General features: G+C 62.6%; 10 protein-coding genes. 5 read left to right on the forward strand and 5 right to left on the reverse strand.

Annotated elements, in window-relative coordinates; all coding sequences use genetic code 11:
- Window positions 1–146 precede the first annotated feature (146 nt).
- Together Q0072_RS14045 and Q0072_RS14050 are read right to left on the reverse strand one after the other, a co-directional pair.
- On the reverse strand, window positions 147–1,370 hold the full coding sequence (locus Q0072_RS14045) for an ATP-binding protein (protein WP_298331273.1): 1,224 nt from the start codon (window positions 1,368–1,370) through the stop codon (window positions 147–149).
- A 3-nt stretch (window positions 1,371–1,373) separates the two neighbouring features.
- Entirely contained in the window at window positions 1,374–1,946 is a 573-nt protein-coding gene (locus tag Q0072_RS14050) for a response regulator (RefSeq protein WP_298331275.1), read from the reverse strand.
- Between the two features lie 117 nt (window positions 1,947–2,063).
- On the opposite strand from Q0072_RS14050, the gene Q0072_RS14055 reads away from it, so the two are divergent.
- The 3 genes from Q0072_RS14055 to Q0072_RS14065 all read left to right on the forward strand — a co-directional run bounded on the left by Q0072_RS14055 (window position 2,064) and on the right by Q0072_RS14065 (window position 6,554).
- Window positions 2,064–3,362, forward strand: coding sequence for an efflux RND transporter periplasmic adaptor subunit (locus Q0072_RS14055; RefSeq protein ID WP_298331276.1), 1,299 nt, complete (start codon window positions 2,064–2,066; stop codon window positions 3,360–3,362).
- On the forward strand, window positions 3,359–4,039 hold the full coding sequence (locus tag Q0072_RS14060; protein ID WP_013480861.1) for an ABC transporter ATP-binding protein: 681 nt from the start codon (window positions 3,359–3,361) through the stop codon (window positions 4,037–4,039). Before Q0072_RS14055 ends, Q0072_RS14060 begins: the two co-directional genes overlap by 4 nt.
- A 64-nt stretch (window positions 4,040–4,103) precedes the next feature.
- The gene (locus tag Q0072_RS14065; protein WP_298331280.1) at window positions 4,104–6,554 is read left to right on the forward strand and encodes an ABC transporter permease; all 2,451 of its coding nucleotides are present in this window, start codon (window positions 4,104–4,106) and stop codon (window positions 6,552–6,554) included.
- 36 nt (window positions 6,555–6,590) lie between these two features.
- On the opposite strand, the gene Q0072_RS14070 is transcribed toward Q0072_RS14065, so the two are convergent.
- Window positions 6,591–7,901, reverse strand: a complete 1,311-nt coding sequence (locus tag Q0072_RS14070; protein WP_298331282.1) for an MFS transporter — start codon at window positions 7,899–7,901, stop codon at window positions 6,591–6,593.
- Between the two features lie 90 nt (window positions 7,902–7,991).
- Between Q0072_RS14070 and Q0072_RS14075 the strand changes: the two genes are divergently transcribed.
- Together Q0072_RS14075 and Q0072_RS14080 are read left to right on the forward strand one after the other, a co-directional pair.
- Entirely contained in the window at window positions 7,992–8,207 is a 216-nt protein-coding gene (locus tag Q0072_RS14075) for a hypothetical protein (RefSeq protein ID WP_298331284.1), read from the forward strand.
- Between the two features lie 27 nt (window positions 8,208–8,234).
- Window positions 8,235–10,586, forward strand: coding sequence for a glycoside hydrolase family 95 protein (locus tag Q0072_RS14080; protein WP_298331286.1), 2,352 nt, complete (start codon window positions 8,235–8,237; stop codon window positions 10,584–10,586).
- Here the strand turns inward: Q0072_RS14080 and Q0072_RS14085 are convergent.
- Together Q0072_RS14085 and Q0072_RS14090 are read right to left on the reverse strand one after the other, a co-directional pair.
- The gene (locus tag Q0072_RS14085) at window positions 10,583–11,332 is read right to left on the reverse strand and encodes an IclR family transcriptional regulator (protein WP_298331289.1); all 750 of its coding nucleotides are present in this window, start codon (window positions 11,330–11,332) and stop codon (window positions 10,583–10,585) included. The two genes, Q0072_RS14080 and Q0072_RS14085, sit on opposite strands and share 4 nt — an antisense overlap.
- A gap of 372 nt (window positions 11,333–11,704) precedes the next feature.
- Window positions 11,705–12,715, reverse strand: coding sequence for a zinc-binding alcohol dehydrogenase family protein (locus Q0072_RS14090; RefSeq protein ID WP_298331291.1), 1,011 nt, complete (start codon window positions 12,713–12,715; stop codon window positions 11,705–11,707).
- Window positions 12,716–13,040 lie beyond the last annotated feature (325 nt).

Here is a 13,040-nt window from a genome sequence, read left to right on the forward strand (position 1 = left end):
CAGGGGAGGGTGGCCCGAAGGGCCGGGTGGGGTTAAAGCAGCGGTATTTAACCCCACCGTCTTTGACGCCTGAGCGGCGTCAAATCCACCTCCCCTGAAATCAGGGGAGGTGCTTGAATTACGGTTCCATCAAAAGTCATACCGATCTAAATTTTAGACAGACTAAAGGCGAAACGGGCCCCCCCAAGGGCGTCCGGATCGCCGGGACTGAGCGGCAGCAGGCTGAGGTCCGAGCCGTGGCCCTGTACGATCTGGCGCGCCAGACTGAGGCCCACCCCGGTGCCGGTCGCCTTGGTGGTGAAGAAGGGCATGAAGACCTGACGGCCATGTTCGGCCGGGATGCCGGGACCGGAATCCTCGATCACCACGGTCAGGCTGTTGTCCCCGGCGGTGGCGTGCAGGCGCACCTTGGGGTCGCCGCCCTTTTCCAGTGCCGCCTGCGCCGCGTTGTTGAGCAGGTTCCCGGCGCACAGCCACATCTGGTCCTCGTCCATGCGGATCAGGGCGTCTTCGGCGGGCACTTCCCACAGCAGGCTGACGCCTTTGTCGCTCCATTGGGCGGTGAAGCTTTCGTGCAGCACATCCAGCCATTCGGACAGGCGCACCGGTTGCAGGCTGGGCGGCGGCAGGCGGGTCAGGGCGCGATAGGCATTGATGAAATCGTGCAGGCCTTCGGTGCGCGCCACCACCCGCTCAAGCGCCTTGATGGCCAGTTCGCGCGATTGCGGCGTATCGTCGTTGAGCAGGTCGAGCGCGCTCTTGCTCATCGACGCGACGGGCGTCAGGGCGTTCATCAGTTCGTGGTTCAGCACGCGCAGCAGATCACGCAGAGCCGTGGCTTCGGCGGCGCGCACATCGGCGGAAATATCAGTCAGAATGGCCAGTTGCGAGGTGCGCTCATCCTCAATCAGCTCATTGTGCTGAACGGCAAAGGTGCGGCCTTCCCAGACGATCTGCTGCCCCGGTGCGAACAGGTCGCCGCCATCGCCCACAAGCGTGCGGCGCACCGCCAGCGGCAGGGCGTAGGCGACGCCGAACAGTTGCCTTGCGGCGCGATTGACGGCGATGATCTGCCCGTCATCGGTTTGCAGCAAAAGCGGCGATGGGGCCTGATCGAGCAGCATCTGAAGCCGGCGGCGCCCCAACTCCGCCGTAAAAATGGGTGCGGGGCTCAGCCGGGCGCGCAGGCGTTCACGCGCCAGATGGAAGGCCGGGCTGTTGACGCCCGCCACAGCCAGTCCGACGGCGGCCAGCCCGCAGACCAGCGCCGTGGCGTAATAGCCCTCACTGAGGGCCAGCCACAGCCCGACCCCCAGGGCGAAGACGCCTACCTGCGCGATAATGCTGAGCCAGATGCGATGAGATCCCATGCGTCACAGACCGTGTTTTTCCATGCGCCGGTACAGCGCCGCCCGCGTCAGGCCAAGGTCTCTGGCGGCATGAGAGATATTGAACTGATGCCGGCTGAGCGCCGCCTTGATCAGTTCACGCTCCGAGCGCTCCAGATTGAGGTCCTGCGGCGGCAGGTCGGCGGGCACGCGCGGTGGCGTCTCAATCGCGGCGCGCAAGGCGGCGACCAGCCGGTCATTGTTCCACGGCTTGACCACAAAATCCTGCGCCCCCAGCCGCATGGCCTGAATGGCGATGCTCATGCCCGAATGGCCGGTGACCACCACCACCGGCAGGTGCGGGGTCTTGCTGAGCTGTTCCTGCAAAAAGGCCAGCCCCGCTTCGCCCGACGTATCGCCCCGCCGATAGTTGAGATCGAGCAGCAGCACGTCCGGCGTCTCGGCCTCCAGCAGGGCGCGCGCTTCATCCGGCGACTGGGCGGTGCGCAAGGTGAAGCCCTGCCGCGTCAGGACCAGTTCGGCCGCGGCCAGAATATCGGGGTCGTCATCAAGGAAGACGGCGCGCGTCAGAGGGGGTGTTTCGGCTTCGGAAGGCATGTTCGGATTCGGACACCTGCGGGGCGATTTCAATCCTGATTTGAGGGCAAAAATGGACAAAAATCAAGCAAAATGAATTATTTATATGAATTGAAAACTCTGTGTTAGCGTTTTAACATGCCCGATAACGTCCTTTCTTCCCCCACCGCCATGGACCGCAAGCGCGCCAAGCCCTGGTATCGCCGCCGTCCGTTTCAGATCACCGCTGTCGCCGTCGTCATTGCCACGGCGGGCCTCGCCTTTTACCTGACCCTGCCGCAGGCGGGCACGGTAACGGTCGAGGCGCGTACCCTCGAAACGGGGGAGGTGGTGCGCGCCCCCTATCAGGACTATGTGCCGCTGCGCGCCGAAGCCGTGCCGCTCGATACGGTCTATATCACGGCGGCGACCGCCGGTCGCGTGCAGGCCGTGGCAGTCAGCGACGGCGACCGCGTGACCAAGGGGCAGGCGCTGGTCTATCTGGTCAATCCGGCCCTGACGCTGGATGTGTCGGGGCGCGAAGCCGATATTTCGGCGCGGCTGGCCGACAATGCCAATCAGCTGATGGCGCTGAAAACGGCGCAGGAAAACCGCGAACAGGCGCTGGCCGATGCCGCCTATGCCCTCAGCCGCGCCGAACAGGAATATCAGAAGCGTCAGACCCTGCTCGACAAGGGATTTATCAATGCGGCGGCGGTCAAACCCTATGCCGATGAGGTCGCCTATCAGCGTCAGCGCGTGGCGGCGCTGAAGACCGCTCAGACGCCCGACGCGCAATTCTATGCCGGTCAGCGTCGTCAGGTGCAGGACAATGCGCAGGACCTGCGCCGCAATCTGGGCGAAGTGCGTCGCGGCCTCGACGCCCTGACCATCGCGGCGCCCGCAGAGGGCCGCCTCACCGCCTTCAGCCTCAGGCCGGGGCAGGCGGTGAAGGAGGGTGACGCGGTGGCGCAGGTCGATTCCGAAGGCAGCTACAAGCTGCGCGCCGAGGTCGATGAATTCTACCTGCAACGCCTGTCCGAAGGGCAGAAGGCCGAGGCCAGCCTGCACGGTCAGACGGTCAGCGTCGCCGTCTCAAAAGTTTTCCCGCAGGTGACCAATGGCCGCGTCGTGGCCGAATTGCAGTTTGTCACGCCGCCGCCCGCCGATCTCAAACGCGGCGAAACCGTCGATATCCGCCTGAGGCTGGGTCAGACGACGCCGGCCATTCTGGCCCCGTCGGGCAGCTGGCTGACGGAATCGGGCGGGGCGTGGGTGTTTGTGCTCAATGCGAAGGGCGATCAGGCCAGCCGCCGCGCCGTCACGGTGGGCCGCCGCAACCCCGAACAGGTCGAAATCCTCAGCGGCCTCAAACCCGGCGAACGCATCGTTACTGCCGGGGTCTCCAACCTGCGCAATACGCAATATCTCCACATCAAATCGGACTCGCATTCATGATTGAGCTTCAAAACGTCTCCCGCCTGTACCGGTCCGATGAGATCGAAACCACGGCCCTCCACAATATCAACCTGACCATCCGTCAGGGCGAATTCGTCGCCATTATGGGGCCGTCGGGCTGCGGAAAATCGACCCTGCTCAATACGCTGGGGACTATCGATCGTCCGACCTCCGGGGCCTATCTGTTCAACGGGGTCGATCTGGCCAAACTCAGTGAAGCGAAGCTGGCGCAGCACCGCGCCCGCCATCTCGGCTTCATCTTTCAGAGCTTCAATCTGGTCGATGATCTGACCATCTATGAAAATATCGAGCTGGGCCTGCTCTATCGTCAGGGGCAGAAGGGCTCGCGCCGTCAGGCCATCGAAACGGCCATGGACCGCGTAGGCATCGCCCATCGCGCCCGCCACTTCCCGCATCAGTTATCGGGCGGTCAGCAGCAGCGCGCCGCCATTGCGCGCGCCATTGTCGGCAATCCCGACCTGATCCTGGCCGACGAACCGACGGGAAATCTCGATACCGAAAACGGCGCGCAGGTCATGGACATCCTCAAGGGGCTGAATGCCTCCGGGGCGACCATCATCATGGTCACCCACTCGCCCAGCCACGCCGATCAGGCCAGCCGTCGCGTCGATATTCTCGACGGGCAGCTGGTGGCCTCCGTCGCTCAAATGCTTTAAGTTTTAACGCACTTTTAGTCCGAAAAGCGCGTCCCACTTTTCGGAAAGTGCTTGGGAGTTTCCCATGTTACGTTCTGTCCTGATCGCCTTCTGGCGCTCCTTCACCCGACATCCCCTCTATGGCGGCCTCAACCTTCTGGGCCTCAGCCTCGGCATCGCCGTGTTCATCGCGCTCAGCCTGCTGGTGCGTTTTGAAACCGGCTATGAGAGCTGGAGCCCCGAACGCGCCAAAATCTATACCGTCGGCACCCGCTACTTCTTCCCCGGCATGACCGATGAGGTGCGTATCGGGGCCATGGGCGGCCTGACCGAGGAACTGAAGGCCAGCTATCCGCAGCTGGTCACGGTGCGCGACTGGTCCAACCCGGTCACGGTGCACAAGGGGTCAGACGTCTATGCCGAGCAGATCGAACTGGTCGATCCGGAGTTCCTGAGCTTTTTCGGCGTTCCCATGCGCGAAGGCGATGCGGCCAGCGCGCTGAATGATCCCGGTAGCGTGGTCATCAGCGAGGAAAAGGCACGCAAATATTTCGGCACGGCGGACGCGGTGGGCAAGACCCTGACGCTCAGCGACGCCGAGGGGCGCAAACCCTATGTGGTCAGCGCCGTGATCCGCGACCTGCCGAAAAATGCTGATCTGAAGCTGGGCCTGATGCGGCGCATTACGCCGCAACGCACGGCGATGGAGACCAGCACCTGGCATCACTGGGGCTCCGTGCAGCTTATGGCCTTCCTCAAATTCAAGGAACCGGCGGAGGCGCGCGCCTTACAGGCCCAGATGGACGCCTTTACCGACCGTCAGGTGGGCGACACCTTCGGCCCCGGCACCAAGGGCAGCAGCCTGATGAAGCTGGTGCTGGTGCCGCTGGCCGACATGCACCTGATTGACCCCAAGCAGAAGGCGGCCATCGTCACGCTGGGTCTGGTCGGCGTGGTGGCGCTGGGGCTGGCCCTGATCAACTACGTCAATCTGGCGACGGCGCGGGCCGGCCTGCGGGCGCGTGAAGTGGCGGTGCGCAAGACACTGGGGGCGCGTCCTTCGGCCCTGCGCCTGCAATTTCTGGGGGAGGCTTTGCTGACCCTGCTGGTGGCCTTTATCGTCGGCTTGTCTCTGGTCGAACTGACCCTGCCGCTGATCAATGCCGCCGGTGGGCTGTCGCTGTCGCTCGACTACGTGAAGGACGGGGCGTGGCTGGCCGGGCTTCTGGGCGTGGTGCTGCTGGCCGGTCTGGTTGCGGCGCTTTATCCGGCCTTTGCCCTGTCGGCCTTCAAGCCGGCGCAGGTGCTGGCGTCGAGCCGTACGCCAGCGGGCGGGCGTCTGGGGATGCGTCTGCGTGAAGGCCTCGTCATCCTGCAATTTGCGGCAGTGGTGATGGCCTTTACCCTAATGCTCGGCTTCATCAAGCAGATCGAGCATATCCAGTCGGCCGATCTCGGCTTCAAACGCGACGGCCTGCTGCTGGTCAATTCGATCCGTGACGTCAATATCAATGCCGCACAGCGCGAGGGCTTTCAGGCCGCCGTGCGTGCCCTGCCCAATGTCACAGCGGTGACCATCGCCAACGCCATTCCCGGCGATCAGAGTAATGTCAACAACTCCAATATCGTCCTGCCAGGACAGCGCGATAAGCTGACCGAGTCGCCGACGGTCAACTGGTCGGTAGTGGGGCCGGGCTATTTCGAGCTGATCGGGATTCAATTGGTGGCCGGGCGCTATTTCGATCCGCGTTTTGCCGAGGATCAGATCTGGGAAGAGAACGAGTCTGAGGCCGACGCTAAAAAGCTCACCAATGTCATCGTCAGCCGGTTAACCGTGCAGCGGCTGGGCCTTAAGTCGCCACAGGCGGCTGTGGGTCAGACGGCGCGCTTCGCCGATCATACGGTGCGCATCGTCGGTGTGGTCGAAGATGCGCGCTTCTATCACCCGTCGGAACCTATTCCGGCCAAGCTGTACATGTTCGATGCCCATGTGTCTTACAATCCGGTTGGCTTTGTCCGCTATGCAGGTGTCAGCGAAAGCGTGATGCGCGAACGCCTGCGCAAGGCGTGGCGTCAGATCGCGCCGGACGTGCCGTTCGAAGTCACCTCCGCCTATGAGAACCTCGACAAATATTATAAGCCCGAACGCGACCGCTCCAACCTGTTCGGGGTCGGGGCCGGGGTGGCGGCGCTGATCGGTTGTATCGGGCTTTACGGCATGGCGGCGTTCAATACCTCGCGCCGGGCGCGTGAGATCGGTCTGCGCAAGGTGCTGGGGGCGTCGCGCAGTCAGGTGGTGAGGCTCCTGACGCTGCAATTCCTGCGCCCCGTGCTGATCGCCAGCGTCATCGCCTGGCCTCTGGCGTGGCTGGCTCTGGGGCAGTGGCTGTCGCAGTTCGACGACGCCATCGGCATCAGCCCGCTCTTCTTCCTTATCGCCACAGCGGCGGCTCTGGCCATCGCGCTGGGGACGGTGGGGGGGCTGGCACTCAGCAGCGCTTCGACCGAGCCGGGCAAGGCCCTGCGGCACCAATAAGAAAGAGGCCCGCTCCCCATCGGAGCGGGCCTTTTTTTACGCCTTCAAAATCTTCTCTTCGGGGACCTTTTCGAGTTTGGGCGTCAGGGTGTGGATGACGAGGATGGCGATCAGATAGGCCGAGCCGGCGACGAAGAAGATCGGCTGATACGATTTGAAGAACTCAAGGATATACCCATTAAAGGTGGTCATCAGCATGCCGCCGATGGCTCCGGCCATGCCGCCGATGCCGATGACTGAGGCCACGGCCTGTTTGGGGAAGAGGTCCGAAGGCAGGGTCATCAGGTTGGCCGACCACGCCTGGTGCGAGGCGGCGGCCAGACCGATAATGGCCACGGCGGCCCAGAGATTATCGACGAACTGTGCCGCGAAGATGGGCGTCACGAGCAGCGCACAGGCCAGCATGGTCGATTTGCGCGCCGCATTGGGGGTGCGCCCGGACTTGATTTGCTTTGACGACGCCCAGCCCCCGAAAACCGAGCCGAAATCGGCGAGAATGTAGATGGCGATCAACGGCGGCCCGAAGGTCTTGAGGTCAAGGCCGTGGCGCTTGTGCAGGAAGTCGGGCAGCCAGAACAGATAGAGCCACCAGATGGGATCGGTCAGGAACTTGCCCAGCGCATAGGCCCAGGTCTGACGGAAGGTCAGCAGCTTGAACCACGAGATTTTCGCCGTGGGCGCGGCGGCTTCGGTGGGGGCCGCATCGTCGGACTGAATGTGCGCCAGTTCGGCGGGCGACACCTTCGGATGTTCCTGCGGGCGGCGGTACATGATCATCCATGCCACCAGCCATAGAGCCGTTACGATGCCGATGGAGATAAAGGCCGCGCGCCAACCGAAGGCCAGCGTAATGGCCGGGACGAGCAAGGGCGTGATGATCGGGCCCATGGCCGTGCCCGCATTGAAGATGCCGACGGCCTGCGCGCGTTCCTTCTGCGGGAACCATTCCGACACGGCCTTAAGCGAGGCGGGGAAGGCGCCAGCCTCCCCGAAGCCCAGAACCGAGCGGGCAATGGCGAACTGCGTGACGCTGTGGATCAGGCCGTGACCGATCGAGGCGATGGTCCAGATGGTAAAGGCCACCGCATAGCCGATGCGCACGCCGACGGCATCAATAATGCGCCCGAAGGTCAGAAAGCCCACCGCATAGAAGCACTGAAACCAGAACACGATGTTGGCATAGTCGGTTTCGCTCCACTGAAGCTCACCCTGAAGAGTGGGCTTTAAGATGCCGATCATCTGCCGGTCGATATAGTTGATGCCGATGGCGATGAATAACAGCGCGCAGATCACCCAGCGATAGCGGGTGACCGGGCCCGTCGCGCCCGAAGAGGCAGAGGCGGTCATGCGGATGTTTCCTTTTTCTCTGTGTGGGCATGGCCCCTGTGCCGGGGCTTTCCTTGTTTTGGGGTGTCTGTGACACCGGTGGCGCAACCTATGCCGAGCTTTGCCGCCGTGAAAAGGGGCAAAACGTCCGTTGGGGAAATAAAAACGATTGCGTGCCGCTTGGTTGACCAGAATGGCGCGGCTTTAGGTGTGATCAGCTATCCGATAGCTACTGATCCAGCAAAACCACGCTGCGAAATGACTGCCTTGGTTGGCTTTTCGCATTTGATACTTCCGTTCGCCCGTGAAGCGGCTATTGTTCCATAAAACATAATACAGAGAGGGAACCCCAAAATGACGTTCAGCCGTCGTGAAACACTCAAGTTATCCGCCGGTCTTTCGCTGGCCGCCCTTGTGCCGGAGGTCGCCGCCGCGCAAACCCGTCCGACCGCAAGCAACGACCTGACCCTGTGGTATCGTGAACCGGCCAATGAATGGACCGAGGCCCTGCCGCTGGGCAATGGGCGACTGGGGGCCATGGTGTTTGGCGGCGTGGCGCGTGAGCGACTGCAACTGAACGAGGATACCCTGTACGCCGGCGCACCGTATCAGCCGGCCAATCCCGATGGCCCGGCGGCCCTGCCTGAGATCCGCAAGCTGATCTTTGAGGGCAAATATCTCGAGGCGCAAAGGCGTATTGACGCCAATTTCATGGCCAGACCGGTCAATCAGGTGTCGTATCAGACGATCGGTGAGCTGACCCTAACCTTCGGGCCGTCGTCCAATGCCAGTGGGTATCGTCGGGAACTGGACCTGACCAAGGCCTTGTCTACCGTTACCTATCGTCAGGATGGTGTGACCTACACACGCGAAACCTTCATCAGCCCGGTCGCTCAGGTGCTGGTGATGCGCCTGAGCGCCGACACACCCGGCAAGGTCAGCTTCCAACTGGGATTTGAAACCCCTCAGGTCGGGGACGTGGCGATTGAGAGCCCGCAGGAGATTGTGCTGTCCGGGCGCAATGGCGGTCACAATGGCAAGGAAGGCGCGCTGCGCTTTGAAAGCCGTGTCCGTGTGGTGGCGAGCGGTGGTCAGCAAAGCACTGGCACCGATGAGCTGGTCGTCAGCGGGGCCGACAGCGCGCTGGTCTTGATGGCGGCCGCGACGAACTACAAATCCTTCCGGGATGTGTCGGGTGATCCGACCGCGATCACCAAAGACCAGATTGCCAAGGCCGCGACCCGTTCGTTTGAGGCGCTTTATGCGGCGCATCTGGAGGCCCATAAGGCCTTGTTTGATCGCGTCAGCGTCGATTTCGGGCGCACCGAGGTGGCCGATCTGCCGACCAATGAACGGATAGCGAAGTCGCTGACGCTCAATGATCCGGCGCTGGCGGCGCTCTATTATCAGTACGGCCGCTACCTGCTGATTGCGTGTTCACGACCCGGCACCCAGCCCGCCAATCTGCAAGGCCTGTGGAACGAGAAGCTGAACGCCCCGTGGGGTGGCAAATACACCATCAATATCAATACCGAGATGAACTACTGGCCGGCCGAGCCGACGGCCCTGCCGGAACTGACCGAGCCGTTGGTGCGGCTGGTGAAGGAGATTTCGGTGACCGGCGCCGAAACCGCGAAGATCATGTACGGCGCGCGCGGCTGGGTGGCGCACCATAACACCGACCTGTGGCGGGCGACGGCCCCTATTGATGCCGCCTTCTATGGCACCTGGCCGACGGGTGGGGCGTGGCTGTGCCTGCATCTGTGGGATCGCTACGACTATGGCCGTGATCCGGCCTATCTGAAACACATCTACCCGCTGCTCAAAGGCGCCGCGCAGTTCTTCCTCGATACGCTGGTGAAGGACCCGGCCTCAGGCTACATGGTTACCGCGCCCTCTATCTCGCCGGAAAACGAGCACAGGTTCGGCACCTCGATCTGCGCCGGGCCGACCATGGACATGCAGATCCTCCGCGACCTGTTCACCAACACGGCGCGGGCGGCCGACATCCTCAAAACCGACGCGGCCTTCCGTGCTGAGGTTCTGGCCATGCGCGAAAAGCTGGTGCCGAACCAGATCGGCAAGGCCGGTCAGCTTCAGGAATGGAAGGACGACTGGGATATGGAGGCGCCGGACCTGCACCATCGCCACGTCTCACACCTTTATGGCCTGTTCCCGTCGCATCAGATCACCACGCGCAAGACGCCGGCACTGGCGACAGCAGCTAAAAAGTCGCTGGAGCTGCGCGGCGACATGTCCACGGGCTGGGCCATCGGCTGGCGCATCAATCTGTGGGCGCGGCTGGGCGAGGGGGAGCGCGCGCACAGTATTCTCAAGCTGCTTCTGGGGCCGGAGCGCACCTACCCCAACATGTTCGACGCCCATCCACCGTTCCAGATCGACGGCAATTTCGGCGGCACGTCGGGTATGACCGAGATGCTGATGCAGTCCTATGACGATCAGATCATCCTGCTGCCGGCCCTTCCCACCGCCTGGCCGAAGGGGCGCATTACCGGCCTGAAAGCGCGCGGCGGCTTTACGGTGGACCTCCACTGGGCCGACATGACGCTGGATCAGGTGACGATCCGCAGTGCCTTGGGTGAAAAGGCGACGCTGGTGCTGGGCAGTCACAGCCTGCCGCTGTCGCTGAAAAAGGGTCAGTCGGCGCGTTTCGGCATCGGGCCTAAGGGGCTCACGCCGATCTAATACAGCTCGCTGGAAATGGCCTGCGCCGTCTGGCGCAGGCGCTCCAGCACCTGCGGCTTATCCATATGGCAGACCACGTGCGTCATGAAGGGCACGATGAGGGCGGCGACGGCGTGGGTTGAGCGGGCCGCGAAGATCGGCACGGCCAGATCGACAATCCCCATCGTATAGGCACTGTCGCGCACCAGATAGCCCTGACGTTTCGCTTCACGCGCTTCGTCAAGAAAGGCGCGTAGGACGCTGCGGTCAATGCGGCCACGCATGGTGTGATACCAGTTGAGCTGTTCGCGCAGGGGCAGGAATCCGAAAATCATCCGTCCGGACGTGGCCGTGGCCGCCGGGGCGCGGAAGCCGACCTTAACCCCGAAGGCGGTCATGCTCTCGCTTTCGGCGCGGGCGATGGCGACGATGTGTTCGCGCGACAGGACGGTCATGTGGCACGACTGTTCGCTGTCGCGGGCCAGAGCGCGCATATGCGGCAGAGCCGTCTCGATCAGGCTCTGGCGCGGCGGGTACAACATGCCGAAGTCGAACAGGCGACTGGTCATGGTGTAGCGACCGGCTATATCGCGCCGCAGATAGCCCTTGCCCTCCAGAGTCAGGATCATGCGGTAGATTTCGGCCTTGGAACGTCCGACCCCGGCGCAGATCTCACCGATGCTCAGCGGGCCCGACCGTCCGGCCAGAAACTCAAGAATCTCAATGCCCTTTTCAAGGGCAGGCGCGCTGTAGGTCGGTTCGGACATTACGATTCCATCGGTTTACTCGTAATGTGATAGCCGTTTCGCGCTGCGGCGTCAAAAAGGCCCCGCGGACCTTTGGTCACAGGCAAAAAAAAGCCGCGCACACGGCGCGGCCAGTTTACAGGGAGGAAACGCCCAGGAAGGGCAATCGATGCAAGGCATCGAACACCTGCATCATATATGCTGCGATGCGGCAATTGCAAGGCAGCACTGTGTCAAGTTCAGTTACAAATCACAAAAAGTCTGTGAAGGTTCGATCATTATGTTTGGTAAAACATAATGATCGAAATTTTTCTTTGCCCCTCGCCGGGTACGGGCTCCGCCACCTTGGCCGCCGCCTCAATGGCGGCTTGAGTGGCATGAAATCATGCCGCTCTATAACTCCACCAACGCCTTGATCACCCCGGCTTCGGGCGCGGTCCAGCCGGGCAGGACATCGGGCAGGTCGTTCAGCGCCGCGCGGTGCGTATTGAGCGCGGCCGTGGGGATCATGCCGGCGCGGATGGCGCTCAGCACCTCTTCGAAATCTTCGACCGTGGCGTTACGGCTGCCCAGCAGGGTGGTTTCGCGCTTGTGGAATTCCGGGTCATTGAAGGTGATGTCGGCGGAGACGACCGAAATCAGCACATAGGTGCCGCCGTGGCCGACATAGCCGAACCCGGCCTCAATGGCCTTGGGCGAGCCTGTGGCGTCGAACACCGCATCATAGAAGTCGCCTTCGGTCAGGGCCGACAGCTCATCGCGTGTGGTGGGCGAAAGCACGACCCCATGATCCATGCCAAGCGTCTTCAGGCAGACCTCGACGCGCGTGTTTTGTCCATCCAGAACGGTCACCTCCGCGCCTTTCAGCTTGGCGAAGAGGGCCGTCGCCATGCCGATGGGGCCAACGCCGGTGACCAGCACGCGCTGACCGGGCTGCACCTGCGCGCGGCGCACGCTGTGGCAGCCGATAGCGAGAAATTCCAGCATGGCCGCTTCGTCGAGCCCGATGCCCGTGGCCGGGAAGACGAAGGCTTCGGGGACGCTGATATATTCGGTCATGCCGCCGTCGCGGTGCACGCCCAGCACCTGAATCTGCATACAGCAGTTGGGACGCCCCTTGCGGCAGGCGGCGCAGGTGCCGCACGACAGATAGGGCATGATATAGACCACATCGCCGCTGTGGAGCGTCGAACCTTCCGGGGCCTCAGCCACTTCGCCAGACAGTTCGTGACCCATGACGCGCGGATAGCTGAGATAGGGCTGCGTGCCGCGGAAAATGTGCATGTCCGTGCCGCAGATGCCGACGCGGCGCACGCGCACCAGCACCTCACCGGCCTGACGCACGGGTTTGTCGCGCTGAATGCGCACCAGCTTGCCGGGGCTTTCGCAGATGACCGTATCCATGGGTAACCTCGCAGGAATGTCGCTGTCTAGCTATATCCCTGACCGCATGGTGTCAAATATGAAATAGAAATTTAATCGTGAACGCAGGCGTCAGAGTTGCTGGCCCCAGAGGGCGCCGCTCTTTTCGTGCTTTTCGTGGCTAATCTTCCAACCTTTAGCGCAGCGCCACGTCGTAGGTGGCCTGTGTCCGGGCGGCGATGTCGGCCAGTGTCACATCGGGGGCCAGTTCGACCAGCACGAGGCCAGAGCCGTCGGGCTTCACCTCAAACACGCCCAGAGTCGAAATAATCAGATCGACCACGCCCGCCCCGGTCAGCGGCAGGTC

Origin of the sequence: Asticcacaulis sp. (assembly GCF_027484505.1) — a bacterium.
Lineage (GTDB): Bacteria > Pseudomonadota > Alphaproteobacteria > Caulobacterales > Caulobacteraceae > Asticcacaulis.